This window comes from Kribbella sp. CA-253562, assembly GCF_050942265.1.
GTDB lineage: Bacteria > Actinomycetota > Actinomycetes > Propionibacteriales > Kribbellaceae > Kribbella.
Window position 1 is genome coordinate 5,840,968 of record NZ_CP192049.1, and the last position, 23,550, is coordinate 5,864,517.

Sequence of the window (23,550 nt, forward strand, 5' to 3'; positions counted from 1 at the left end):
CGGGCCGCTGTAGGTCCGGGGGTGAAAAGGCCTTGCCGGGCTGAGCAACCGGCCGGGAGACTCTTCGGATGACTTCTGTGGACGGGCGAGGCGGGATCGATGCCGGGCTGGTGAAGCGGCTGGTGAAGGCTCAGTTTCCGCAGTGGGCCGAGCTGCCGGTGGAGCCGGTGAAGGTGGACGGGTGGGACAACCGGACCTACCGGCTGGGTGAGTCGATGACGGTGCGCCTGCCGAGCGCCGCGGCGTACGCGCCGGCGGTGGACAAGGAGGACGAGTGGCTTCCGCGGCTGGCGCCGTTCCTGCCGGTGCCGGTGCCTGAGCTGCTCGGCAAAGGGGTGCCGGGTGAGGGCTACCCCTTCCACTGGTCGATCCGGCGGTGGATCGACGGGGAGACCTCGTCGGTCGAGCGCATCTCGGATCTGACCGAGTTCGCCGTGGCGGTGGCGGAGTTCGTCCTGGCCCTGCAGGTGTGCGACGCGACGGGCGGGCCGCTGCCGGGACCGCACAACTTCCACCGCGGTGGGCCACCCGCGTACTACGACGATCAGACGCGGTCGGCGCTGGTCGCGCTCGCCGGACGGATTGACGTCGAGGCTGCGACGGAGGTCTGGGAAGCGGCGCTGGCGAGCCGGTTCGACGGGCCGCCGGTGTGGTTCCACGGAGACATTGCCAGCGGCAACCTTCTGGTCCGGGACGGGCGACTGTCGGCCGTCATCGACTTCGGTACGTCGGGTGTCGGCGACCCGGCCTGCGACCTGGTGATCGCCTGGACGATGTTCTCCGGCGAGAGCCGCGCGGCGTTTCGGCGTACGGTCGATGCCGATGCCGGCACGTGGGCGCGAGCGCGTGGCTGGGCGTTATGGAAGGCCCTGATCGTGATGGCCGCCGGTGAGAACGTGGACGCCAACCGGCTGGTGATCGACGAGGTCCTCGCCGACCACCAGCGGTACGCCGGCTAGCGCAGGGTGTTGAACGACTCCCGGAGGATCTCGATCGCCTCGCTGGTCTCCGGCTCGGTCAACGTCATCGGCGGCGCCATCCGCAGCACGTTGCCGTAGAGGCCGCCCTTGCCGATCAGCAGGCCGCGGTTCTTCGCCTCCTGCTGGAGCTTGGCCGTCGTCGCGGCGTCCGGCGCCTGGTCGTCGGGCTTGACGATCTCGGCGGCCAGCATCAGCCCCTTGCCGCGGACGTCGCCCAGCTCCGGGAACTCGTCGGCGATCCCGCGCAGCCCGTCGGCCAGCTGCGCGCCCCGCTTGGCGGCGTTGGCCTGCAGGTCGTGGTCGAGCAGGTACTCGATCGTCGCCTTGGCCGCGGTGGTCGAGATCGGGTTGCCGCCGAACGTCGACAGCGAGTTCGCGCTCAAGCTGTCCATCAGCTCCGGCGTCGCGACCACTCCCCCGATGGCGAAGCCGTTGCCGAGGCCCTTCGCGAACGTCATCGCGTCCGGTACGACGCCGTGCGCCTGGATGCCCCAGAAGTGCTCACCGGTGCGGCCCCACCCGGTCTGCACCTCGTCGGAGATCAGCAGGATGCCGTACTCGTCGAGCACCTCCTTGAACGCGCCGTACAGGCCGTCGGGCGGCGACGAGAACCCGCCGACGCCCTGGATCGGCTCGACGATCAGGCAGGCGACGTCGCCCGCGGTGGTCGTCGCGATCACCTCGCGCAGGTCGTCGACGCACCGCTTGACGTACTCGGCGTCGGGCAGGTCGCGGAACGGGCTGCGGTAGCGGTACGCGCCCTGCAGGTACTGCACGTTCACCGGCGACAAACTGCTCGCCGACCAGCCCCGGTTTCCGGTGATCGCGACCGTGCCGAAACCGCGCCCGTGGTAGGAGTTGCGCATCGCGAGCACCTGGTTGGACCGGCGCTTCTGGGTCGCGAACAGCAGCGCGGCCTCGTTCGCCTCGGTGCCGGAGTTGGTGAAGAAGACCTTCGCGTCCTTGATCCCGGACAGCTCGGAGATCTTCTCGGCCAGCTCGATCTGGCGGCGGATCAGGTAGACCGTGGAGGTGTGCGCGACACCACTGGCCAGCTGCTCGCGGACCGCGTCGGAGATCTCGGCGACGTCGTACCCGATCGCGTTGGTCAGGATGCCGGCGAAGAAGTCCAGGTATTCCTTGCCCTCCCCGTCGGTGACCCGGCGCCCGGAGCCGCTGACGATCTCGATCGGCTCCTCGTAGTACAACGCGAGCCAGTCCGGCATGACGGCCTGGTGACGCTCCCACAGCTCCGCATGTGTCATGTCTTAGCAATACCTCATCTCGGTGCTGACTGACAGTCCTCTCCTATTAGGGTGCTCGGGTGACCCAGCCGAGCATCCCGCACGTGGACATCGAGTCCCTCGCCCACTTCGACGAGATCCTGGCCGCCGGAGCGACGTCGATGGCGGGCTGGCGGGTCCAGTCGGTCGACCTGTCCGGCCGTACGGCGGCCCTGCTCGGCCTCGCGCCGACCGGCTCGCTCTTCCTCGGCTGCACGCTCGACGAGCAGGCCGAGGCCTGGATCCGTGGCGGTGGCGGGCTGATCTTCCCGGCCATCCCGGAGCTGCCGTTCGACCCGTACCGCGGCGTCCTGTACGACGCCGACGAGCTGTACGCCGGGCTCGACTCCGGCTACGAGGCCACACCCGACGCCCGGATCTACGCCTGGTCGCGGCAGCACGACGAGAAGGGCGACACCAGCCGGACGCTCGCCGCCGCGCTGCACGACCACTCGATCGCCGACGCGCTGCACGAGCTGCCCGACGGGCGGCCCTGGATCGGCGTGATGGGTGGGCACGGGATCAAGCGCGGCGACCCGACGTACCGGTCGGCGGTGCTGCTCGGCCGCACGCTGGCCCGCGCCGGCCTGACCGTCGCCACCGGCGGCGGCCCGGGCGCCATGGAAGCCGCGAACCTGGGCTCCAGCCTCGCCGCGTACGACGACGCCGCGCTCGACGCGGCCCTCGGCCTGCTCGCCGCGGCGCCGTCCTTCCGCCCGTCGATCGGCGTCTGGGCCGCGGCGGGCATGGCGGTCCGCCGCCAGTTCCCCGGCGACGGCGGCGTGTCGATCCCGACCTGGTTCTACGGCCACGAGCCGCCGAACGTCTTCGCCTCGTCGATCGCCAAGTACTTCTCCAACGCCCAGCGCGAGGACGTCCTGCTCGGCCGCGCGCGCGGCGGCATCATCTACCTGCCCGGCGCGGCCGGCACGGTCCAGGAGATCTTCCAGGCCGTCACCCCGAACTACTACGGCGACGCCGCGACCCAGGTCCCGATGATCCTGGTCGGCGTGCAGTACTGGTCGGTGACGCTCCCGGTCTGGCCGCTGCTCCAGACGCTGGCCTCCAACCGCGCGATGGCCACGTCGGTCCAGCTGGTCGACACCGTCGACGAGGCCGCCGCGCTGGTGAGCCGGTCGCTGCACGCAGGCGACCGTTGACGGCTCAGGCCACGCGCTCAGGCGTGAACTGCATCCGCGGGTGCGCGTAGGCGTCCTGCGACTCGACGAGCTGCAACTCGCGCTCCCCCGACTCGTGGGTGCGGGTGAGCAGCTCGAAGACGCTCGAGGTGGTCCGCGCCAGCGCGTCCGCGAGATCACCCGTCCGGCGGTAGTGCGCCGTGAACAGCGCGGCCGTCACGTCGCCCGAGCCGTTCGCCTTCATCGGGATGTACGGCGTCCGCACGAGCCACGCGCCGCTGTCGTCGACGGCCAGCATCTCGATCGTGCCGTCCTCGCGGTCGGGGCGCTCGACGCTGGTCACCAGCACGGTGCGCGGCCCGGTCGCCCGGACCAGGTCAACGGAGGCCAGCGTGGACTCCAGCGTGTCCGGCTCGGTGCCGGTCAGGAAGCCCAGCTCGAACTGGTTGGGCGTGATGATGTCGGCGGCCGGCACCACCCGGTCGCGCAGCAGCACGGGGATCGCCGGGGCGACGAAGCACCCGGACTTCGCGTTGCCCATCACCGGGTCGCAGGAGTACACCGCCGAGGGATTGGCCGCCTTCACCCGCTTCACGGCCTCGAGGATCACGTCGGCGATCCCCTCACCGCCCTGATAGCCCGAGAGCACCACGTCGATCTGCGGAAACACTCCGCGATCCTCGATGCCCAGCAGCACCTCGCGGACGTCGTCCGGACTGATCAGCGGCCCGCGCCACGCGCCGTACCCGGTGTGGTTGGAGAAGTTCACCGTGTACACCGGCAGCACCTCCACACCGATGCGCTGAAGCGGAAACACGGCGGCGGAGTTGCCCACGTGCCCGAAGGCGACCGCGGACTGGATCGAGAGGATTTTCACCGCTCGATCATGCCACCTCGGTCCGGGGCGGGCGGAGCCGGAACTGTCGGAGGGGCTGTCTACGGTGGCGTGCATGGTGAACTTCGTGCTGGTTCCGGGAGCGTGGTTGGGTGCGTGGGCCTGGGACGAGGTCGGTGAGCTGCTGCGGGCCGAGGGGCACGAGGTCTACCCGGTGACGCTGACCGGGCTGGCTGAGCTGCATCAGCCCGACTCGGCTCAGACTTCTCAGGCGCAGCACGTGGCCGACATCGTGGACGTGGCCGGCAAGCTGTCGGACGTCGTGGTCGTCGGCCACAGCTACTCCGGCATCCCCGCCGGTCAGGCCGCCGCCGCGATCGGCGACCGGCTGCGTCGCGTCGTGTACGTCGACTCGAACATCCCGCTCGACGGGCAGTCGTTCGCCGACGGCTGGTCTCCCGAGGGCCGCGCCTGGCTGGCGGGGCAGCTCGCCGAGTCCGGCGGGTTCTGGCCCCCGCTGACCGCCGAGGACTACGCCGGGCAGGACCTGACCGCGGAGCAGATCGCGACGATCGTGAAGCGGTCGACGCCGCATCCTGGGCGTGCACTCACCGAGCCGGCTGAGCTGGCGCGTCCGATCGCCGAGCTGCCCACGACGTACGTGAAGTGCCTGATGGACGGTCCGACGCCCAGTGCTGTCGTCCAGGACCATCTCGCGTCCCCGCACTGGACCCTGGCCGAGCTCAAGACAGGTCACTGGCCGATGTTCTCCCGGCCGGCCGAGCTTGCCGACGTTCTGCTGTCCGTGGTGGAGAGCTAGGCGCCGCCGAGCCAGCCTTCGGCCTTCTCGAGCCACAGGTCGACCTCTTGCACGTCGTAGCCCTCGCTCAGGCGCACCGGGCTGAACTGCACGTCGCGGATCTCGCGCGCGGTGACCGGCCAGTCGACGGGCCGGCCGTTCACCGTGGCCATCACCCGGTCGACGAAGTCGTCGACCTCGGCCGGGTTGTAGCCCTCGCGGAACCTGACCGGGGTGAACAGCGGGGCCTCCCGCTGCGGTCCAGCCGGCGCCGACCGGTCGACCGACCGCTCCGGCCGGTCCGGCATCCACTGCTCGGCGTCCGCGAGGAAATCGTCGACTTCGCGTGCTGAGTAGCCGGTGCCGACGATCGGGGTCCTGAACGCCGCCGAGCGCAGGTCGGCCACCGTCACCGACGGCGGCGTCGTACGGTTCGCGGTCGCGAGGATCCGCTCGACCAGCGCGTCGACCTCGTCCCGGTCGTACCGCTCGCCGATCCGGCGCACGGTGAACTCGGGGCGAAGCACGCGCTCAGCTGCCGGCGGCGGCGAGCTGGCCGCAGGCGCCGTCGATCTCCTGGCCGCGGGTGTCGCGCACGGTGGTGGGGATGCCGCCGGCCTGCAGGCGGCGGACGAACTCGCGCTCGTCGGCCGGGTCGGAGGCGGTCCACTTCGAGCCCGGTGTCGGGTTCAGCGGGATCAGGTTGACGTGCACCCAGCCCCAGTCGCCGCGGGCGGCCAGCTTCTCGGCCAGCAGGTCCGCGCGCCAGGCGTGGTCGTTGATGTCGCGGATCATCGCGTACTCGATCGAGACGCGGCGCTTGGTCTTCTCCGCGTAGCCCCAGGCGGCGTCGAGCACCTCGTCGACCTTCCACCGGTTGTTGATCGGGACCAGCTCGTCGCGCAGCTCGTCGTCCGGGGCGTGCAGCGACAGCGCCAGCGTGACCGGGATGCCCTCGGTCGCGAGCTGGTTGATCCGCGGCACCAGGCCGACGGTCGACACGGTGATGCCCCGGGCCGAGATGCCCAGGCCCTCCGGCGACGGATCGGTGAACCGGCGGACGGCGCCGATCACGGCCTTGTAATTGGCCATCGGCTCGCCCATGCCCATGAACACGATGTTGTTGACCCGGCCGGGCCCGCCGGCGACCTCGCCGCGGGCCAGCGCGCGGGCGCCGTCGACGACCTGCTCGACGATCTCCGCGGTGGTCATGTTCCGGGTCAAGCCGGCCTGGCCGGTGGCGCAGAACGGGCAGGCCATGCCGCAGCCGGCCTGGGACGAGACGCACATCGTGGTCCGGTCGGTGTAGCGCATCAGCACGGACTCGACCAGCGAGCCGTCGAGCAGCTTCCACAGCGACTTGCGGGTCTGCCCGTTGTCGCACTCCAGGTCACGGACCTTGGTGAGCAGGGGTGGCAGCAGGTCGGCCGCCAGCTTGTCGCGGGTCGCGGCCGGCAGGTCGGTCATCTCGGCGGGGTCTGAGACCAGCCGGGAGAAGTAGTGGTTGGACAGCTGCTTGGCCCGGAATCCGGGCTCGCCGAGCGCCGTCACCGCCGCCTTGCGCTCCTCCCCGCTGAGGTCGGCCAGGTGCCGCGGCGGCTTCTTGGCACGGCGCGGTTCGTCGAAAACGAGCGGGAGGGAGGTAGTCATCGCCCTCGATTGTCCCTCGCCGCCGACCGCTTTCACAAATTCACGTCCGGTGTCCCCGCTCACTATCCGGCCGCGGCGAGATCCTCCGCGGCGGCCAGTTCGGCAATGGTCTCCAGTACGGCCGGCAGCGCCGCCGATGTGTTCCCGGGCAGCCAGACCATCTCGGTCGGCGCGGTCTGTCCGGTCAGCGGCACGAACACCACCCCGGTCCGCCGCAGACTGGACGCCGACCGGGCAAGCCTCGTCACGCCCACCCCGGCCGCGACCATGCCGAGCAGCACCTGGACGCTCGGATCCCGGTGCACCACCTTCGGCTCGAACCCGGCCGCGCGGAACTCCGCGTCGTACCGGTCGTGCCAGGGCTCCCACGAACTGCGTGGGGTGAGCAGCCAGGGCTCGTCGGCCAGGTCTTCCAGGCTGAGCTGGTCACGCCCGGCCAGCCGATGCCCCTCGGGCAGCACGGCGCAGACGTCCTCGGTGACGAGCGTCCGCGTCGCCAGGTCGTCGACCAGCGGCGGGCGGCTGAACGCCACGTCGTACCGGCCGCTGCGTACGCCGTCGACGAGCGGGCCGATCGTGGTCTCCTCGGTCGCCAGCTCCAGATCCGGGAAGCGGTCGCGGACGGCGCGTACGACCGGTGGCAGCAGGTAGTTCGCCGTCGTCGCCAGGAAGGCCATCCGGAGCAGGCCGATCTCACCGCGGACGGCACGGGCGACCACACCCATCGCCTGCTCCGCGCGGTCGAGCACAGCGCGGGCCTCCGGCAGGAAGAGCGTGCCGACCTCAGTCAGCGCAGTTCCCCGGCTGTCGCGGTCGAACAGCTTCGCGCCGACCATCCGCTCCAGCAGCGTGATCTGCTGCGACAAGGACTGCTGAGCGATCGTCAGCCGGGCAGCGGCCCGAGTGAAGCTCAGCTCCTCCGCCACCGCGACGAAGTAGCGCAACTGCCGCAGCTCGGGGGTCACAGGCACAGGCTACTGCTGCACCAGGTAGCTGGTGTTGGCCCCACCAGGGAGTCCGGACGAAGACTCGGAGCATGGAAAACGACTACAACACACAAGAGCGGGTCTGGTTGATCACTGGCTGCTCCACGGGCTTCGGACGCGAACTGGTGCTCGCCGCACTGGCCGCCGGCGACCGGGTGATGGCCACCGCCCGCCGGCCCGAGACGCTGGCCGATCTGGCGGAGCGGGGAGCCAGCACGGCGGCCCTGGACGTGACCGACCCGACCTCGATCGACGCCGCGGTCCAGGCGACGCTGGCGGTGTTCGGCCGGATCGACGTGCTGGTCAACAACGCCGGCTCGCTGGTGATGGGCGCCATCGAGGAGGTCGGCGTGCAACGGCTGCGCGAGCAGTTCGACGTCGTGTTCTTCGGAGCCGCCCAGGTCACCCAGGCGGTCCTGCCGGTCCTGCGCGCGCAGGGATCGGGAACGATCGTGCAGATGAGCTCGCTCGGCGGCCTGAAGACCTACCCCGGTTACGGCGTCTACAACTCGGCCAAGCACGCTCTGGAGGGGTACTCCGAGGCGCTGGCCGCTGAGGTCGCTCCCCTGGGCATCCGCGTCCTGATCGTCGAGCCCGGCGCCTTCCGTACGCCGTTCAACAGCAACAAGGTGACCACCGAAGAGCTGGACATCTACCGCGAGACCGCTGGAGCCACCCGCGTGAACACCGCGGCGCTGCTCGACAACGAGCCGAACGACCCGGTCAAGGGCGTCGCGGCGATCATGAAGGTGCTCGACAGCGGCAACCCGCCGCTGCGCCTCATGCTGGGCAACGACGCCGTCGACGGCCTCCGCGAGCACCACGAGGCGCTGCTGGCCTCGGTCACTGAGTGGGAGGAGCTCAGCCGCTCCACCGCTATCTAGCCGGACAGGGCCGGAGTACGGCGTACTCCGGCCCTTCAGCTCCGTTCGGCAGGATCCTTGCGATCCGAGTGGCCGAGCTTCCGGTCGGGCGCGATCCGGTCCCGCACCAACTGCTTCAGGATCGGAATCTCGGCGAACCCGCCCTCGGCTTTGCGCGACCAGAGCGTCTCACCGTCCAGCCGGATGTCGAAGACGCCACCGGTCCCGGGCATCAGCGCGACCTCCCCCAGCTCCTTGGGGAACGTCGTCAGCAGTTCCTGCGCCGTCCAGGCCGCCCGCATCAACCAGCGGCACTGGGTGCAGTACTCGATCTCCAACCGCGGTTGCCTCGTCACGTCGCCAAGTATCCCTGGCCTTCGGGAATGGTCGCCGCCGACGAGATCGTTGGACCAAGCATCATGACTTCCTCGCTCAGCGGTGTTCCCCTGTCGGTGCTGGACCGCTCGCGGACTCGCGTGGGCGAGACCGAGGCGGAGACTTTGCGCGGCACCGTCCGGCTAGCCCAACAGGTCGAGGAGCTCGGCTACCACCGCTTCTGGGTGTCGGAACATCACAGCGTTCCTGGAGTGGTCGGCTCCGCACCGACCGTCCTGGCCGCGGCGGTCGCCGCCGCCACCGAGCGGATCCGGGTCGGGACCGGCGGGGTGATGCTGCCGAACCATCAGCCGCTGGTGGTCGCGGAGCAGTTCGGCGTACTGGAGTCGCTGTATCCGGGCCGCATCGACATGGGTCTCGGCCGCTCGGTCGGGTTCACCGGCGGGATCCGACGGGCGCTCGGCGTCGAGAAGGACGCGGCCGAGGACTTCACGGATCAGGTCCGCGAGCTGCTCGGGTACTTCACCGGCACGCAGCGGAACCACCCGCAGGTCCACGCGCGACCGGGCGAGGGGCTCCGCGTACCGGCGTACGTGCTGGCGATCGGGGAAGGTGCTCAACTCGCCGCATCGCTCGGCCTGCCGCTGGTCATCGCCGGCGCCCGCGGCGAGGCGGCGCTGCTCGACTCACTGCAGCGCTATCGCTCCGGCTTCACGCCGTCGGACTGGGCCGAGCGACCGTACGTCGTACTGGCGGCTACCGCGGCCGTTGCGGAGACAACTGAAGCGGCCCGGCGACTCCTGTTGCCCGAGGCATGGTCGAGCGCCTACTCGCGGACCCGCGGAGTGTTCCCGCCCCTGGAGCCGGTCGACCCTCAGCGCGAGATGACCGACAAGGAACGCGGATTCTTCGAGCAGGCACTGCAGGGCCAGCTGTACGGCACGCCGGACGAGGTCGACGCGGCTCTGGGCGGACTGGTCGAGCGGACCGGCGCCGACGAGGTGCTGATCACCACCAACACCTACGACCGGGCCGAACTGCTGGAGAACTACCGTCTCCTGGCCGAGCTGGCCGGTCTCCGCGTCAGCCGCTGATCCGGGCGAGCAGACCCTTCCGTACGTCGGGCCACTCGTCGGCCAGGATCGAGAACACGACCGTGTCTCGCCATGAGCCGTCCGGCTGCTTGATGTGCCGGCGCAGCACGCCTTCGCGAGTCGCACCGAGCTTGGCGATCGCGGCCTGCGACCGCGTGTTCACCAGGCTGGTCTGGATCTTCACCCGGTTGAACCCGCAGTCCTCGAACGCGTGCTGGAGCATCAGGAACTTGCACGACGGGTTGACCAGGGTGCCCCAAACCGACGGCGCGTAGCCGGTCCAGCCGAGATGGACCCGCTCGTTGGCCAGATCGACGTCGCCGAGGCTCGTCGTACCGACAACGGTGCCCTCGGCCCCCAGTTCGCAGTCGCGGGCGAGCCGGACGACGTACGCGACGCGTTGCGGGGCCGAGTTGGTCCAGCGCTCGCGCATCTGCTCGACGGTCGCGGGCCGAGCGGCGGGACCGCCACCGAAGCCCGCGGCGTACACCCGCTCGTCGTCGATCGCGGCGAACAGCTGATCGATGTCGTCGGCAACAAAACGGTCGAGGCGGACGAAGTCGCCGACCAGTGGGCGGCCGTCCGGAGCGATGGTCATGCCACCAGCCAAGCGCGCGGACGGCGGCCGGTCAAACGAGTAAGTGCAGCAGCAGCCAGACGGCCGGAGCCGTGGCCAGCAGGGAGTCCAGGCGGTCCATCACGCCGCCGTGACCGGGCAGCAGGTTCGACATGTCCTTGATGCCCAGGTCGCGCTTGATCATCGACTCGCCGAGATCGCCGACGGTTGCCGTCAGCACCGCCACGGCACCGACGATCGCACCGGCCCACCAGTGGCCGTCGAGCAGCCAGACCACCGAGCCGATCCCGGCTCCGATGCAGGCCAGAGTCGAGCCGGCGAAGCCCTCCCAGGACTTCTTCGGGCTGATCGTCGGCGCCATCGGATGTTTGCCGAACAGCACACCCACGGCGTACCCGCCGACGTCGCTGGCCACCACGACCAGGAAGAACGTCACCACCCGCTGCGGGCCGTCGCTGTCCGGCTGCACCAGCAGCACAGCGAAGCCGGCCAGCAGCGGCACGTAGCCGAGCAGGAACACGCCGGCGGTCACGTCCCGGACGAAGCCGGTCGATCCGCCCGGCATCCGCCAGAAGATCGTCGCCAGCGCGGTCAGCGCCAGCCCGACCAGCAGCGCCATCGGGCCACCGAAGTACGCCGCGACCAGCATCGCCGTCGTACCGGCCATCAGCGGGACCCGCGGGATCTCGGCGCCGCCGGTCCGCAGCGCCTTGATCATCTCGTCCACGGCGAGCAGCACCGCGGCGAGCACCACGAAGATGAACAGCACCTTCAGCCAGAGCAGCGAGCCGACGATCACCGCGCCGAGACCGACTCCGACCGCGATCGCGGCAGGCAGGTTGCGCCCGGCGCGGCTCGGCGCGGGCGGGCTCTGGTCGAGGCCCATCACACCTCGAGCAGTTCGGCTTCCTTGTGCTTGAGCAGCTGGTCGATCGAGTCGACGTACTTCTTCGTCAGCCCGTCGAGCCGCTTCTCAGCACTCTTGCCTTCGTCCTCGCCGGCTTCGCCGTCCTTGACCGACTTGTCGATCTGGTCCTTGGCGTGCCGGCGGATGCTCCGGATCGAGATCTTGGCGTCCTCGCCCTTGGTCTTGGCGACCTTGATGTACTCCTTGCGCCGCTCCTCGGTGAGCTGCGGCATGTTGACCCGGATCACCGAGCCGTCGTTGCCGGGGTTCACGCCCAGGTCGGAGTCGCGGATCGCCTTCTCGATCGCCGCCATCGCGCCCTTGTCGTACGGCGAGATGAGAACGGTGCGGGGATCGGGGACCTGGAAACCGGCCAGCTGCTGCAGCGGCGTCGGCGATCCGTAGTAGTCCGCCACGATGTTGGAGAACATCGACGGGTGGGCCCGGCCGGTGCGGATCGCGGCGAAGTCGTCCTTGGCGACCTCCACGGCCTTCGCCATCTTCTGCTCGGCTTCGCGGAGTGCTTCGTCGATCACGACATTCCTCGCTTCCTCGGGGCCGCTTCGGTGCGGCCGCTCAAACCCTACGAACGCTGGTCTACCAGACTACGGACCTCGGTCCGCGTGTCGGATGATCCTAGTACCGGTTCACTGCCCCGGGGAGACGACCGTGCCGATCTTCTCGCCGCGCACGACCCGGGCGATGTTGCCGTCCTGGAGACCGAAGATGACGATCGGCAGCGCGTTGTCGCGGGACAGGCTGATCGCCGTGGCGTCGGCGACCCGCAGCCCGCGGGCCAGGAAGTCGTCGTACGAGAGCTGGTCGAACTTCACCGCGTCCGGGTTCGTCTTGGGGTCGGAGTCGTAGACACCGTCCACGCCCTGCTTGCCCATCAGCAGCGCCTCGGCGCCGATCTCCAGCGCCCGCTGGGCCGCGACGGTGTCGGTGGAGAAGTACGGCATCCCGGAGCCGGCGCCGAAGATCACGACGCGGCCCTTGGCCAGGTGCCGGTCGGCCTTGCGCGGGATGTACGGCTCGGCGACCTGGCCCATCGTGATCGCGGTCTGGACCCGGGTCTCGACGCCGAGCTTCTCCAGGAAGTCCTGCAGCGCCAGGCAGTTCATCACGGTGCCGAGCATGCCCATGTAGTCGGCGCGGTTGCGCTCCATACCGCGCTGCTGCAGCTCGGCGCCGCGGAAGAAGTTGCCGCCGCCGACCACGACGGCGACCTGTACACCGGCCCGGACCACCTCGGCGATCTGCTTGGCGATCGAGTTCACCACGTCGGGGTCGACGCCGAGCTTGCCGCCGCCGAACACCTCACCCGACAGCTTGAGCAGCACCCGGTGATAGGCCGGTTCGACCGGCGAAGAGGCCGGACTCGTCTCGGTCCCCAGGGTTTCCGTCACGATTCCGGCCTCCTCGTCGATGATGTTTTTCCTGCTGTCTCCTAAGCGGGAGACGCCTCAGGCGCCGACCTCGAAGCGGGCGAACCGCTTCACGGTCACGCCGGCCTCGTCGAGCACGGCCTTGACGGTCTTCTTGCTCTCCTGGACCGACGCCTGCTCGAGCAGCACGACCTCCTTGAAGAAGCCGTTCACCCGGCCCTCGACGATCTTCGGCAGGGCGCCCTCGGGCTTGCCCTCCTCGCGCGCGGTCGCCTCGGCGATCCGGCGCTCGTTCTCGACCGTCTCGGCCGGGACCTCGTCGCGGGTGGTGTAGAGCGGGCGCATCGCGGCGGCCTGCATCGCGGCACCGCGGGCGGCGTCGATGTCGTCACCCTCGAACTCGACCAGCACGCCCACCTGGGCCGGCAGGTCGGCGGCACGCTTGTGCATGTACGCCGCGACCTTGCCCTCGAACACGGCGACCTTGCCCAGCTCGAGCTTCTCGCCGATCACCGCGGCCAGGGCCTCGATGTTCTCGGCGACGCTCTTGCCGTCGGCCAGCTTCTCGTTCAGCAGGCCCTCGACGTCGCCGACCTTGCTGGCGGCGGCGTGCGCGACGATGTCGGCGGCGAGCTGCTGGAACTGCTCGTTCTTGGCGACGAAGTCGGTCTCGCAGTTCAGCTGGACCAGGGCGTTCTCGGCGGCGGCGATCAGGCCGTTGGTGGCGGACCGCTCGGCGCCCCGCTTGGCGGCCTTGGCGGCGCCGTGGATGCGCAGCTCCTCGATCGCCTTCTCGAAGTCGCCGTCGGTGGTCTCGAGCGCCTTCTTCGCGTCCATCATGCCCGCGCCGGTGGCGTCGCGGAGCTTCTTCACGTCAGCGGCGGTGTAGTTCGCCATTCCTCGTTCTCTCGATCTAGTCGGTGCGATCAGCGGGGTGGGTCGCCGCCCGGAGGCGGAGCGTCACCGGTGCGGTGACGTTGGTCTGCCGGGCGATCGGGGTTCGGCGGGCCCTTGGTGGGGACCGGGCGCGAACCTTGTCGATCCTGTCAAGCCTTGCCGGACCTTGCGGCCGGCGGTCCCGGGCTCTCGCCCGCTGGACCGCCGTGCCCCTTCAAGTCTGGATCTGTCGATCCGCGACCTTCCGGTCCAGGCCTTCGGCCGGAGCCTTTCCTGATCCGGGCCACCGTTTCCTGTACGCCGCTCCGGAACCCTCGCGGGTCTCGGAGGCGGGTGCCAGGCAGTCGGCGACCCGGAACCGGATCAGGCCTCGGTCTTCGGCGCCTCGGTGCCCTCGACCGGGGTGTCGTCGGCCTTGGCGATCGTCTCGGCGACGGCACCGGACTCGGCGAGCGGGGCAGCCTCCTCGGCCGGAGCCTCGGGGGTCGCGTCGGCAGCCGGGGCGGCCTCGGCGGCCGGAGCCGCGTCGGCGGCCGGAGCCGCGTCGGTCGTGGCCGGAGCGGCGGCAGCGGCGTTCTGGCTCTCCAGCAGCTCACGCTCCCAGGCGGCCATCGGCTCGTCGGCGCCGAGCTCCTCGCCGGCGGCGGCAGCACCCTGGCCCGAGCGGGCCTTGAGGCCGTCGGCCACGGCGTCGGCGACCACGCGGGTCAGCAGACCGACCGACCGGATCGCGTCGTCGTTGCCCGGGATCGGGAAGTCGACCTCGTCGGGGTCGCAGTTGGTGTCCAGGATGCCGATGATCGGCAGCTTGAGCTTGCGCGCCTCGTCGACCGCGAGGTGCTCCTTCTTGGTGTCGACGATCCAGACCGCGGACGGGACCCGGCCCATGTCGCGGATACCGCCGAGGGTCTTGAGCAGCTTGTCGTGCTCGCGACGCTTCTGCAGCAGCTCCTTCTTCGTGACACCGGAACCGGCGACGTCGTCGAAGTCGATCAGCTCCAGCTCCTTGAGCCGCTGGAGCCGCTTGTTCACGGTCTGGAAGTTGGTGAGCATGCCGCCCAGCCAGCGCTGGTTCACGTAGGGCATGCCGACCCGGGTCGCCTGCTCGGCGATCGCTTCCTGGGCCTGCTTCTTGGTGCCGACGAACAGGATCGCGCCGCCGGAGGCGACGGTGCTCCGGACGAACTCGTAGGCGCGGTCGATGTAGGACAGCGACTGCTGCAGGTCGATGATGTAGATGCCGTTGCGCTCGGTGAGGATGTAGCGCTTCATCTTCGGGTTCCAGCGGCGGGTCTGGTGCCCGAAGTGCACGCCGCTCTCGAGCAGCTGCTTCATGGTCACGACGGCCATGAGGTGTTCCTCCTGTCGCGCCGACCGGGGTCGCTCGTCCGGTGGCGCTGTCTCGGTTGTTCCGCGGCGGACCCGGTTGGTCCGTCGCGCCTGACGCCCGCGCGAACCCCTCCCCGGCGAGCCGGGACCAAGAGGGTTCGGGTGTGTGCAGGCGTGCGAAGTCGCCCCACCGAGGTGGGACGCCGCCAGAAGTCTACGCGACAAGCCCACCCGGGTCGAACCGGCCCCTGGTCCGTCCACAGGCGCCGATTCGTCCCGGCGAAAACGCGCTTTCACCTGCACCTTTTCAGCATGAGCCCGCTGCTGCTGATGCCCATCGTTCCCCCGCCTCCAGACGCCGTCTGGCCGCTCGACCCGCGACCCCGGATCGTGCGCGCCTACGTCCCGCCGCCCAAGCCCTGGCTCCCCGGCCACCGGGGCGTCGACCTGGCCGGCTCCCCCGGTCAACCGGTCCTCGCCGCCACCCCCGGCACGATCACGTTTGCCGGTCCGGTCGCGGGCCGCAGCGTCGTGGTCGTCGCCCGGGGGCCACTGCGTACGACGTACGAGCCGGTGATCCCGGCGCTCGCTGCCGGGACCGAGGTCCGCCGAGCCCAGCCCATCGGCCGGTTGTCGTCCGCGGCCTCGCACTGCGCTCCGGCCACGTGCCTGCACTGGGGTCTGCTCGAGGGCGAGACGTACCTCAACCCTTTGAAACTGCTCGCCGCTCAGCCGGTCCGGCTGCTGCCGACCTTTCCGCCGCCGGATGAATCCTCGGCGCCGGACGAGTTCTCTGCGCCGAAGTCGCCCGAGCCGGCTGCGTCGTCATCGCCGGCGCCTCGCGGTCCCGCTGTCGACGAGTCCAGCTCGTTGGCACCGACCGCGGTCGTCACTCTCGGCGCGCTGGTCGCCCTGGGCGCCGCCGTGCTGGTCAGGAACCACTGACCCGTGCGCTCAACTCCCCGGAACCCGCGCCTGCCACGCGTCCTCGTCCTTCGACCGCCGCTCGACCCCGGCCGGAAGCTTGCCTTTGGCAAGGTCCGTCAGCGTGGTGTGCTCGAGCACGTCCCGCAGGCTCGCCCGCGCCGCGATCCAGACCCGCTGCAGCACGACGGCCCGCTCGTTGTAGGCGACGCTTTCCGGCCGCACGCCCGAGATGCTCACGATCGGTCCGTCCACCGCACGCATCACGTCGGCCACGGAGATCTCGTTCGGGTCCACCGCGAGCTTCCACCCGCCGGACTGCCCGCGCTGGCTGGTCAGCACGCCCGCGCGCCGAAGGTCGGCCAGAATTCCCTGCAGGAACCCGTGCGGAATCCCCTGCGCCCGGCTGAGCTCCTCCGCCGACACCACCGAGGGATCGTTGGCCACCCAGCGCTGGGTGATCTCGATCAACGCCCGCAACGCATAGTCAGATTTTGCCGAAACCCGCATGGCCCGCAGTCTGCCCCATCCACCCGCCGCCCGCCCATCACCCCGCCGGGCCCGGCATCGGGATCAGGCCCGCGGATGCGCCTGCTGGTACGCCGCTCGCAGCCGCTCGCTCGACACGTGCGTGTAGACCTGCGTCGTCGCCAGCGAGGCGTGGCCGAGCAGTTCCTGCACGCTGCGCAGGTCGGCTCCACCCTCGAGCAGGTGCGTCGCCGCCGTGTGCCGCAAGCCGTGCGGCGACAGGTCGGGCGCCTCGACCGCGTCGATTCGCGCGTGCACCACCCGGCGCACGGTCCGTTGATCGATCCGGCCGCCGCGCGCCCCGAGGAAGAGCGCCGGCCCGCTTCCGTCCCTGACCAGCTGCGGGCGGACCGCGAGCCACGCCTCCAACGCCTCGGCCGCCGGTACGCCGTACGGGACCGACCTCTCTTTACGCCCCTTACCGAAAACGCGGACCACGCGTCGGGTCCGATCGAGTTCGTCGAGGTCGAGCGCGCACAGCTCGCCGACCCGGATCCCGGTCGCGTACAGAAGTTCCATGATCGCGAGGTCCCGCAGCCCGACCGGGCTCCCGTCGTCCGCGGCGACCGCGGCCGCGTCCAGCACGGCTCGCGTATCCACCTGCCCCAGCACGCCTGGAAGGGTTTTGTGTGCCTTCGGACTGGCCAGCAACGCGCCCGGATCGGTCGCGATCCGCCCGGTCCGCTGGGCCCACGCGGTGAAGACCCGTGCCGCCGTGGCCCGTCGCGCCATCGTGCTGCGTGCCTTGCCGAGGCTTTGCTGCTTGGCCAGCCAGGACCGCAGGCCACGAATGTCGAGCGCGCTCAGATCATCGTGACCAAGCCGAGTCAAATGATCGATTAAATCCGCGACGTCACCGATGTACGCTCGGACCGAATGCTCGCTGAGGCCTCTTTCCGCCGTCAGATGCCGTTCGTAGTCAGCCAGTAACGCAGCGAATTCCTCCGGTAGGGAGGGCTCTGGGCTGACGTCGTCCGGTGCCATGTCCTGACCATGCGGGAGTGACGTCGGCATCGCAAGGCACCGCGCGGCGGCGACACGAAGGAGGTCTGGCCCGTAGCCCACAGGTCGACTACTGTTCGGCCCGATTGCCCTAGTAGCAACGGAGGCACCCCTGACCATGGCCCCCTCAGCGAACGGACAGACCGTAGGCCGGCGCCTGCCGGTCGAGTCGGCGTTCACTCGAGTCGAGGAGGCGCGGCACCGACTACCGCGTCTGTTCGGCCGTCGCGACCTTGTCGTGCTCGGCCTCGGTGTGATGATCGGTTCCGGCATCTTCAGCCTGAGCGGCAAGCAGGCCGCGAACGTGGCCGGCCCTGCCGTGATCCTGTCGTTCGTGGTCGCAGCTTTCGTCTGCCTGCTGGCGGCCGCGTGTTACGCGGAGCTGTCGTCCACCATTCCCGTCTCCGGCAGTGCCTACACCTTCAGCTACGTCACTTTCGGCGAGATGTGGGCATGGCTGGTCGGCTGGGCACTCGTGCTCGAGCTCGTCACCGCGGCCGCGATCGTCGCCCGCGTCTGGTCGGCGTACTTCCTGGCCACGTTGACCGGATTCGGCGTCACGATGCCCGACGGCCTGGCCCAGTTCTTCGGGCCCGAGGCCAAGGTGAACCTGGTCGCCCCGCTGCTCCTGCTGCTGCTGACCGCGATGATCGTCACCGGCACCAAGCTCTCGTCCCGCGTCCTGACCGTCGTGGTGGCGGCCAAGGTCGCGGTGATCCTGCTGGTCGTGGTGGTCGGCGCGACGCACATCAAGATGGACAACTTCAAGCCGTTCGTCCCGATGGAGCGTCCCGCCCCAGCGACAGCTGACCCAACTCTGCTGGGCTGGATGCTGGACTCGTCGTTCGGCTCGTTCGGCCTGATGGGCATCTTCACGGCGGCCAGCGCGATCGTGTTCGCCTTCATCGGCTTCGACCTGATCGCGACCGCGTCCGAGGACGCCCGCAACCCGCGCAAGACGGTCCCGCAGGGCATGCTGCTCGGCGTCGTCGTCGTCACGGTCCTGTACGTCGCGATGGCGGTCGTCCTGGTCGGCCTGCGGCCGTACGGGCAGCTCGGCGGCGCAGCACCGGTTTCGGAGGCGCTGGAAGCGGTCGGGGTCGGCTGGGCCGCGGACGTGGTCAATCTCGGCGCGCTGCTGGCGTTGATGACGGTGATCATGGTGGTGCTGATCGCCCAGAGTCGCGTGCTGTTCAACATGGGCCGTGACGGCCTGCTGCCGAAGAGCCTGGGCCGGGTCAGCCGGGTCTACTCCTCGCCGGCTCGCGCGGCGACCGCGGCCGGTCTGGCCGCGCTGGTGCTCACGCTCTACCCGAAGGTGCTCGAGCTCGAGGAACTGCTCGTCATCGGCGCCCTGTTCTGCTTCGCCTTCTGCGCGGTCGGCGTACTGCGGCTGCGCCGTACGGAGCCCGACCTGGAGCGTGGCTTCCGGGTCCCGCTGGTGCCGCTGATTCCGCTGCTGTCGCTGGCCGCGACGCTGTGGCTGATGCTCAACCTGAAGACCAGCACCTGGACCAAGTTCGGCATCTGGATGCTGCTCGGTCTGGCGATCTACGGCCTCTACGGCCGTTGGCACAGCCGCCTGGCCAACGAGGAGAGCTGGGACTACGACACCGATACCGACCCCGGCTCCGGTGGCCTGCAGCCGGTCCGCCACGACACGTCGTCCGGCGAACTGAAGGCCGTGCGCACTCCCCCGAAGTCGAACCGCGGCAAACACATGCGCAACTGATCACAGCGCCTCACCGCCGGTCGTCCCCCACTGGGACGGCCGGCGGTTTTTCTTTGTCCACAAGCCCGAAGTCGCCCTCGAATCGGCCGCGAATCCCGGCATGTTCTTGTCGGAGGTGGTCATCGATGCGGACCAAGGATGCAGTCGGGCAGTACGGCGAACAGCTCGCCGCGGAACATCTCAGCCAGCAGGGCTTCGCGATCCTCGCGCGCAACTGGCGCTGCGAGCAGGGCGAGATCGACATCGTCGCCCGGGACGGGCGCGCACTCGTGGTCTGCGAGGTGAAGACCCGGCGAGGCGTCGGCTACGGCAGCCCGCTGGAGTCCATCACCTATCGCAAACTCAGCACGTTGCGGCGGCTGGTCGGCCGCTGGTTGCAGGAGCACGATCTCCACCCACCGGAGATCCGGATCGACGTGATCGCCGTCCTGGTCCCACCAGGCGGCGGCCAGCCCACCATCGAGCACCTGAGGAGCGTCGGCTGATGTCGCTGGCCCAGGCCTGGTCCGTCGCCCTCGTCGGGCTGGAGGGCCATCTCGTCGAGGTCGAGGCCGACATCGCCCAAGGCCTGCCGAAGACCACGCTGATCGGCCTGCCCGACGCGTCGTTGTCAGAGGCAAGGGACCGCGTCCGCGCGGCGGTGGTCAACAGCGGCGAGCGCTTCCCCGATCGTAAAGTCACCATCGGCCTGTCCCCGGCGACCCTGCCGAAGACCGGTTCTCACTACGACGTGACGATCGCGTGCGCTCTGCTCGCGGCCAGCGGCGTGCTGCCGATCGGCGAGCTGAAGCACTGCGCGATCATCGGAGAGCTCGGCCTGGACGGCCGCATCCGCGAGGTCCGCGGCGCCCTCGCGATGACGCTGGCCGCTGCCCGAGCCGGCTTCAGCCGCATCATCGTGCCCGAGCTCAACGCGAGCGAAGCCCGGCTCGTCCCCGACATCAGCGTGTACGGCGTGCGCTCGCTGCGGCAGGTGCTGGCGATGATCCGCGGTGAGGAGATCCCCGACGAGGAGCCGCCACGCGCCGAGCCACGGCTGATGTCGGAGTCGCTGACCCGGGTCCCCGAGGTGGACCTCGACGACGTCCTGGGCCAGCGCGAAGGCCGCCGAGCCATCGAAGCCGCCGCCGCGGGCGGGCATCACCTGTACCTCTACGGCCCGCCGGGTTCCGGCAAGACCATGCTCGCGGAACGCCTCGCCGGCTTGATGCCGGACCTGGAGACCGACGACGCTCTGGAAGTCTCCGCCGTGCACTCGCTGGCCGGTCTGCTGACCAACGACGCGGAGCTCGTCACTCGCCCACCGTTCATCGCTCCCCACCACACGGCGTCCCTGGTCAGCCTGGTCGGCGGAGGTTCCGGCGTTCCCCGCCCCGGCGCGATCAGCTGCGCCCACCGAGGAATCCTCTTCATCGACGAGGCTCCCGAGATGCACCCGCTGACCCTGGACACCTTGCGCCAGCCGCTCGAGTCCGGCTACGTCGAGGTGCATCGCGCTGCTGCTGTCGCGAAGTTCCCGGCCCGCTTCCTGCTGGTCCTGGCCGCCAACCCCTGTCCCTGCGGCCAGTCCGGCACCCCCACCGGCATCTGCAACTGCACGCCCCAGATCCTCACCCGCTACCGGCAACGCATCAGCGGCCCGATCAAGGACCGGATGGACATCCAGCGCCAGATCCTGCCCGCCGCCCGAGGCGTCGGCACCGGCGACCCACCGGAGTCCACCGCCGACGTCGCTTCCCGAGTCCGGGCTGCCCGGGATCGCCAGGCCCACCGCTACCAACACACCGCTTGGCGCCTGAACAGCGAGATCCCCGGTCCGGTCCTCCGCCGCGACTTCCCCCTCGACGACACCAGCCAATCCATCCTCGAGACCCATCACGCCGAAGGCCGCCTGACCGCGAGAGGCCTCGACCGAGTCGTCCGCCTCGCCTGGACCCTCACCGACCTGGCCGGCCTTTCCCGACCAACCCCCGCCCTGACCCACGAAGCCTTCCAACTCCGCTCCGGCGCTCCCCTCACTCCCCTGGAAGACACCCGCCCCCTCAGAGAGCACCCATGACCAACGACCCTCACCAGCCGACCGACGCCCCCACCGGTCCGTACGCGATTTTCACCCCCGCCGATCCCGAAGCCACGCCGCTCGACCCTCAGGACGTCCACACCGCTCCCGCCGAGGGCGAAGCCGCGCCACCCGGTGCCCAAGAGATCGACACCAGTGCCGCCGACTACGCAGCCGCGCTACACCGCCCCAGGGAGATAGGTACCGCCCCATCCGATCGGCCGATCTCGCCCAGCCCGCGCCCATCCGCCACGGCGACCTCGCTCACCTCCAGCCCGACCGACCCGGCGACCTCGCCCACGCCCAGGCCCTCCGACCCGACGATGTCGCCCAACTCCGGGCCATTCGACCGAGCATCGTCGCCCGGCTCCAGACCATCCGCCCTGACGACTTCCCCCAGCTCCAGCACATCCGCCACGGCGACCTCGATCACCTCCAGCCCGACCGACCCGGCGACCTCGCCCACCTCCCGGCCACTCGATCGGGCATCCTCGCCCGCTTGCAGCCCACCCGACCCGGCGACCTCGCCCAACTCCCGGCCACTCGACCGGGCATCCTCGCCCGCTTCCAGCCCACCCGACCCGGCGACCTCGCCCAACTCCCGGCCACTCGACCGGACTTCCTCACCGGCCCCCAGCCCATCCAACCCAGCGACCTCGCCGAGCTCATCCGACCTGGCCGCCTCGCCCAGCTCCAGCCTGATGGTTGCTGCCGGCAACGCCTCCTCCACAGCCCTCGCCCCCACGACTGCGTCCGACGCGGACCGATTGGCGAGAGCGGCGCTGTCCCGCGTGATCGAGCCAGGCGACCCCGCCACCCTGAAAACCTTCGCCGACCTGACACCCCTGAAGATCTGGGAACTCCTCCACACCAACGCCCCCGGCCTCGAGCGCTGGTCCACCCGGCTCCCCCACGTCAACCCCGAGCGCGACCTCGAGAAAGCCCGCAAGGCCGGCGCCCGCTTCGTCATCCCCGGCGATGACGAGTGGCCCGACCAGATCGACGTACTGGCCGACGCCGGCCAGCAAAGCCGCCGCGGTGGCGTCCCGTACGGCCTCTGGGTCAAAGGCAACCGCAACCTCCGCCACTTGCTCCAGTCCTCGGTAGCCATGGTCGGCGCAAGAGCCTGCTCCTCGTACGGCGAACACGCCGCCGCGGAACTCGCCGCTGCCCTCGGCGACCACGGCACCACGATCGTCTCCGGCGGCGCCTACGGTATCGACGCCGCCGCCCACCGCGGTGCGCTCGCCAGCACCGGCACCACCATCGCCGTTCTCGCCTGCGGCGTCGACGTCAGCTACCCCCGGAGCAACTCCGCCCTCTTCGACCGAATCGCCGGCGAAGGCCTCCTGGTCAGCGAGCTACCACCCGGCTGCGCTCCCACCAAGCTCCGCTTCCTCGCTCGCAACCGCCTGATCGCCGCCGCCACACAAGGCACCGTCGTCATCGAAGCCGCCATCCGCAGCGGCGCCCTCAACACCGCCGGCTGGTCCGAACAGTGCGGCCGCCCAGTCCTGGCAGTCCCCGGCCCGATCACGTCCCACATGTCCGAAGGCACCCACCTCCTGATCCGCGAACGCAACGCCACCCTCGCCACCTCGGTCGCCGACATCCTCGAAGCCATCTCCCCACTGGGCGAGCACCTGACCAGCTATCCCCACTCCCCCGCCACCCCCATCGACGCCCTCGACCACGACCTCCGCCGCACCCTCGACGCCGTCCCCGTCCTCCGCCCGTCCCCCTCCACCCGAATAGCCACCGTCGCCGGCCTGGACCACGACACCGTCCAGGAATGCCTGGAAACCCTGGCCCAAGCCGATTTGGTCACCTACCAAGACTCCGGCTGGCTCCTGTCCACCACTCATCGCCGATCCCCGTAACCGCTCCCCGCCGTGATCGTCTGCACGCGGGCCCTGAGAGCCGATCTCCCACGAGTACGCGGCTGGTGCTGGCTCCGGGCGTGGCACTGGCGCTGGCTCCGGGTGTGATGCTGGCCGCTTCCGACGGGCGAGGTGCTCGTGCTGGCTCCGGACGTGGTGCTGGTGCTGGTTCCGCGCGTGGCGCTGGCTGCTTCGACGGGCGAGGCGCCGGTGCTGGCTCGGAGCGTGGCGTTGACCGGTTCCGACAGGCGAGGTGCTGGCGCTGGCTCCGAGCGCGGCGCTGACCGCTTCCGACAGGCGAGGTGCTGGCGCTGGCTCCGGGCGCGGCGCTGGCCACTTCCGACGGGTCGCGGCGCTGGCCC

The 23,550-nt window shown here is 70.2% G+C and carries 25 protein-coding genes; 10 read left to right on the top strand and 15 right to left on the bottom strand.

Features of this window, described 5'->3' with window-relative positions:
* The first annotated feature begins 68 nt into the window (after positions 1 to 68).
* On the top strand, positions 69 to 959 hold the full coding sequence (locus ACQPXM_RS27450; RefSeq protein ID WP_432938511.1) for an aminoglycoside phosphotransferase family protein: 891 nt from the start codon (positions 69 to 71) through the stop codon (positions 957 to 959).
* Here the strand turns inward: ACQPXM_RS27450 and ACQPXM_RS27455 are convergent.
* Positions 956 to 2,245, bottom strand: coding sequence for an aspartate aminotransferase family protein (locus ACQPXM_RS27455; RefSeq protein WP_432938513.1), 1,290 nt, complete (start codon positions 2,243 to 2,245; stop codon positions 956 to 958). The genes ACQPXM_RS27450 and ACQPXM_RS27455 overlap by 4 nt on opposite strands.
* 59 nt (positions 2,246 to 2,304) lie before the next feature.
* Here ACQPXM_RS27455 and ACQPXM_RS27460 point away from each other — a divergent pair, with 59 nt between their 5' ends.
* A complete protein-coding gene (locus ACQPXM_RS27460) occupies positions 2,305 to 3,423 on the top strand; it encodes an LOG family protein (protein ID WP_432938516.1) in 1,119 nt (372 codons plus the stop codon).
* Between the two features lie 4 nt (positions 3,424 to 3,427).
* Here ACQPXM_RS27460 and pdxY read toward each other — a convergent pair whose 3' ends face one another.
* A complete protein-coding gene (pdxY, locus tag ACQPXM_RS27465) occupies positions 3,428 to 4,279 on the bottom strand; it encodes a pyridoxal kinase PdxY (RefSeq protein WP_432938518.1) in 852 nt (283 codons plus the stop codon).
* Between the two features lie 73 nt (positions 4,280 to 4,352).
* Here pdxY and ACQPXM_RS27470 point away from each other — a divergent pair, with 73 nt between their 5' ends.
* Complete coding sequence (locus ACQPXM_RS27470) at positions 4,353 to 5,057, top strand: alpha/beta fold hydrolase (RefSeq protein WP_432938521.1); 705 nt, start codon at positions 4,353 to 4,355, stop codon at positions 5,055 to 5,057.
* On the opposite strand, the gene ACQPXM_RS27475 is transcribed toward ACQPXM_RS27470, so the two are convergent.
* The 3 genes from ACQPXM_RS27475 to ACQPXM_RS27485 all read right to left on the bottom strand — a co-directional run bounded on the left by ACQPXM_RS27475 (position 5,054) and on the right by ACQPXM_RS27485 (position 7,651).
* Positions 5,054 to 5,563 carry a DivIVA domain-containing protein gene (locus tag ACQPXM_RS27475; RefSeq protein ID WP_432938523.1) on the bottom strand — a complete coding sequence of 170 codons (510 nt, stop codon included), beginning with the start codon at positions 5,561 to 5,563 and terminating at the stop codon, positions 5,054 to 5,056. The two genes, ACQPXM_RS27470 and ACQPXM_RS27475, sit on opposite strands and share 4 nt — an antisense overlap.
* A gap of 4 nt (positions 5,564 to 5,567) precedes the next feature.
* The gene (gene rlmN / locus ACQPXM_RS27480) at positions 5,568 to 6,686 is read right to left on the bottom strand and encodes a 23S rRNA (adenine(2503)-C(2))-methyltransferase RlmN (protein ID WP_432938526.1); all 1,119 of its coding nucleotides are present in this window, start codon (positions 6,684 to 6,686) and stop codon (positions 5,568 to 5,570) included.
* Between the two features lie 62 nt (positions 6,687 to 6,748).
* Complete coding sequence (locus ACQPXM_RS27485) at positions 6,749 to 7,651, bottom strand: LysR family transcriptional regulator (RefSeq protein WP_432938529.1); 903 nt, start codon at positions 7,649 to 7,651, stop codon at positions 6,749 to 6,751.
* A gap of 71 nt (positions 7,652 to 7,722) precedes the next feature.
* Between ACQPXM_RS27485 and ACQPXM_RS27490 the strand changes: the two genes are divergently transcribed.
* A complete protein-coding gene (locus ACQPXM_RS27490; RefSeq protein ID WP_432938531.1) occupies positions 7,723 to 8,556 on the top strand; it encodes an SDR family NAD(P)-dependent oxidoreductase in 834 nt (277 codons plus the stop codon).
* A 35-nt stretch (positions 8,557 to 8,591) separates the two neighbouring features.
* Here the strand turns inward: ACQPXM_RS27490 and ACQPXM_RS27495 are convergent, their stop codons facing one another.
* Positions 8,592 to 8,891 carry a SelT/SelW/SelH family protein gene (locus ACQPXM_RS27495; protein WP_432938534.1) on the bottom strand — a complete coding sequence of 100 codons (300 nt, stop codon included), beginning with the start codon at positions 8,889 to 8,891 and terminating at the stop codon, positions 8,592 to 8,594.
* A gap of 63 nt (positions 8,892 to 8,954) precedes the next feature.
* On the opposite strand from ACQPXM_RS27495, the gene ACQPXM_RS27500 reads away from it, so the two are divergent.
* Positions 8,955 to 9,965 carry an MsnO8 family LLM class oxidoreductase gene (locus tag ACQPXM_RS27500; RefSeq protein WP_432938537.1) on the top strand — a complete coding sequence of 337 codons (1,011 nt, stop codon included), beginning with the start codon at positions 8,955 to 8,957 and terminating at the stop codon, positions 9,963 to 9,965.
* Here ACQPXM_RS27500 and ACQPXM_RS27505 read toward each other — a convergent pair.
* From ACQPXM_RS27505 to rpsB, 6 genes are all read right to left on the bottom strand, one after another.
* A complete protein-coding gene (locus ACQPXM_RS27505) occupies positions 9,955 to 10,563 on the bottom strand; it encodes a GNAT family N-acetyltransferase (protein ID WP_432938540.1) in 609 nt (202 codons plus the stop codon). The two genes, ACQPXM_RS27500 and ACQPXM_RS27505, sit on opposite strands and share 11 nt — an antisense overlap.
* A 31-nt stretch (positions 10,564 to 10,594) precedes the next feature.
* Positions 10,595 to 11,428 carry a phosphatidate cytidylyltransferase gene (locus tag ACQPXM_RS27510; protein WP_432938542.1) on the bottom strand — a complete coding sequence of 278 codons (834 nt, stop codon included), beginning with the start codon at positions 11,426 to 11,428 and terminating at the stop codon, positions 10,595 to 10,597.
* A complete protein-coding gene (gene frr, locus ACQPXM_RS27515) occupies positions 11,428 to 11,982 on the bottom strand; it encodes a ribosome recycling factor (RefSeq protein WP_432951100.1) in 555 nt (184 codons plus the stop codon). Before frr ends, ACQPXM_RS27510 begins: the two co-directional genes overlap by 1 nt.
* Before the next feature lie 114 nt (positions 11,983 to 12,096).
* Complete coding sequence (gene pyrH, locus ACQPXM_RS27520; protein WP_083750529.1) at positions 12,097 to 12,858, bottom strand: UMP kinase; 762 nt, start codon at positions 12,856 to 12,858, stop codon at positions 12,097 to 12,099.
* Between the two features lie 57 nt (positions 12,859 to 12,915).
* Positions 12,916 to 13,734 carry a translation elongation factor Ts gene (gene tsf, locus ACQPXM_RS27525; protein WP_077012698.1) on the bottom strand — a complete coding sequence of 273 codons (819 nt, stop codon included), beginning with the start codon at positions 13,732 to 13,734 and terminating at the stop codon, positions 12,916 to 12,918.
* A 363-nt stretch (positions 13,735 to 14,097) separates the two neighbouring features.
* Positions 14,098 to 15,084: a 30S ribosomal protein S2 gene (rpsB, locus tag ACQPXM_RS27530; RefSeq protein ID WP_432938546.1), complete on the bottom strand. Its 987-nt coding sequence runs from the start codon at positions 15,082 to 15,084 to the stop codon at positions 14,098 to 14,100.
* 291 nt (positions 15,085 to 15,375) lie between these two features.
* Between rpsB and ACQPXM_RS27535 the strand changes: the two genes are divergently transcribed.
* A complete protein-coding gene (locus ACQPXM_RS27535) occupies positions 15,376 to 16,008 on the top strand; it encodes a M23 family metallopeptidase (RefSeq protein WP_432938549.1) in 633 nt (210 codons plus the stop codon).
* 9 nt (positions 16,009 to 16,017) lie between these two features.
* Here the strand turns inward: ACQPXM_RS27535 and ACQPXM_RS27540 are convergent, their stop codons facing one another.
* On the bottom strand, positions 16,018 to 16,497 hold the full coding sequence (locus tag ACQPXM_RS27540; protein WP_077012701.1) for an RrF2 family transcriptional regulator: 480 nt from the start codon (positions 16,495 to 16,497) through the stop codon (positions 16,018 to 16,020).
* A 63-nt stretch (positions 16,498 to 16,560) separates the two neighbouring features.
* Positions 16,561 to 17,499, bottom strand: a complete 939-nt coding sequence (locus tag ACQPXM_RS27545) for a tyrosine recombinase XerC (protein WP_432938552.1) — start codon at positions 17,497 to 17,499, stop codon at positions 16,561 to 16,563.
* Between the two features lie 136 nt (positions 17,500 to 17,635).
* Here ACQPXM_RS27545 and ACQPXM_RS27550 point away from each other — a divergent pair, with 136 nt between their 5' ends.
* From ACQPXM_RS27550 to ACQPXM_RS27560, 3 genes are all read left to right on the top strand, one after another.
* Positions 17,636 to 19,249: an APC family permease gene (locus ACQPXM_RS27550; protein WP_432938555.1), complete on the top strand. Its 1,614-nt coding sequence runs from the start codon at positions 17,636 to 17,638 to the stop codon at positions 19,247 to 19,249.
* A 125-nt stretch (positions 19,250 to 19,374) separates the two neighbouring features.
* The gene (locus tag ACQPXM_RS27555; RefSeq protein WP_432938558.1) at positions 19,375 to 19,734 is read left to right on the top strand and encodes a YraN family protein; all 360 of its coding nucleotides are present in this window, start codon (positions 19,375 to 19,377) and stop codon (positions 19,732 to 19,734) included.
* The gene (locus ACQPXM_RS27560; protein WP_432938560.1) at positions 19,734 to 21,308 is read left to right on the top strand and encodes a YifB family Mg chelatase-like AAA ATPase; all 1,575 of its coding nucleotides are present in this window, start codon (positions 19,734 to 19,736) and stop codon (positions 21,306 to 21,308) included. The genes ACQPXM_RS27555 and ACQPXM_RS27560 overlap by 1 nt, the downstream gene beginning before the upstream one ends.
* Positions 21,309 to 21,474: 166 nt before the next feature.
* Here ACQPXM_RS27560 and ACQPXM_RS27565 read toward each other — a convergent pair whose 3' ends face one another.
* A complete protein-coding gene (locus ACQPXM_RS27565) occupies positions 21,475 to 22,038 on the bottom strand; it encodes a hypothetical protein (protein WP_432938563.1) in 564 nt (187 codons plus the stop codon).
* 61 nt (positions 22,039 to 22,099) lie between these two features.
* Here ACQPXM_RS27565 and dprA point away from each other — a divergent pair, with 61 nt between their 5' ends.
* Positions 22,100 to 23,188: a DNA-processing protein DprA gene (gene dprA, locus ACQPXM_RS27570; protein WP_432938566.1), complete on the top strand. Its 1,089-nt coding sequence runs from the start codon at positions 22,100 to 22,102 to the stop codon at positions 23,186 to 23,188.
* The last annotated feature ends 362 nt before the right edge of the window (positions 23,189 to 23,550 follow it).

Bases quoted from the DNA above. Each gene is read 5' to 3' on its own strand.
- ACQPXM_RS27450 (WP_432938511.1), top strand. From the start codon at position 69: ATGACTTCTGTGGACGGGCGAGGCGGGATCGATGCCGGGCTGGTGAAG.
- ACQPXM_RS27455 (WP_432938513.1), bottom strand. From the start codon at position 2,245: ATGACACATGCGGAGCTGTGGGAGCGTCACCAGGCCGTCATGCCGGAC.
- ACQPXM_RS27470 (WP_432938521.1), top strand. From the start codon at position 4,353: ATGGTGAACTTCGTGCTGGTTCCGGGAGCGTGGTTGGGTGCGTGGGCC.
- rlmN (WP_432938526.1), bottom strand. From the start codon at position 6,686: ATGACTACCTCCCTCCCGCTCGTTTTCGACGAACCGCGCCGTGCCAAG.
- ACQPXM_RS27490 (WP_432938531.1), top strand. From the start codon at position 7,723: ATGGAAAACGACTACAACACACAAGAGCGGGTCTGGTTGATCACTGGC.
- ACQPXM_RS27500 (WP_432938537.1), top strand. From the start codon at position 8,955: ATGACTTCCTCGCTCAGCGGTGTTCCCCTGTCGGTGCTGGACCGCTCG.
- ACQPXM_RS27505 (WP_432938540.1), bottom strand. From the start codon at position 10,563: ATGACCATCGCTCCGGACGGCCGCCCACTGGTCGGCGACTTCGTCCGC.
- ACQPXM_RS27510 (WP_432938542.1), bottom strand. From the start codon at position 11,428: ATGGGCCTCGACCAGAGCCCGCCCGCGCCGAGCCGCGCCGGGCGCAAC.
- tsf (WP_077012698.1), bottom strand. From the start codon at position 13,734: ATGGCGAACTACACCGCCGCTGACGTGAAGAAGCTCCGCGACGCCACC.
- rpsB (WP_432938546.1), bottom strand. From the start codon at position 15,084: ATGGCCGTCGTGACCATGAAGCAGCTGCTCGAGAGCGGCGTGCACTTC.
- ACQPXM_RS27535 (WP_432938549.1), top strand. From the start codon at position 15,376: ATGAGCCCGCTGCTGCTGATGCCCATCGTTCCCCCGCCTCCAGACGCC.
- ACQPXM_RS27540 (WP_077012701.1), bottom strand. From the start codon at position 16,497: ATGCGGGTTTCGGCAAAATCTGACTATGCGTTGCGGGCGTTGATCGAG.
- ACQPXM_RS27545 (WP_432938552.1), bottom strand. From the start codon at position 17,499: ATGGCACCGGACGACGTCAGCCCAGAGCCCTCCCTACCGGAGGAATTC.
- ACQPXM_RS27550 (WP_432938555.1), top strand. From the start codon at position 17,636: ATGGCCCCCTCAGCGAACGGACAGACCGTAGGCCGGCGCCTGCCGGTC.
- ACQPXM_RS27555 (WP_432938558.1), top strand. From the start codon at position 19,375: ATGCGGACCAAGGATGCAGTCGGGCAGTACGGCGAACAGCTCGCCGCG.
- ACQPXM_RS27560 (WP_432938560.1), top strand. From the start codon at position 19,734: ATGTCGCTGGCCCAGGCCTGGTCCGTCGCCCTCGTCGGGCTGGAGGGC.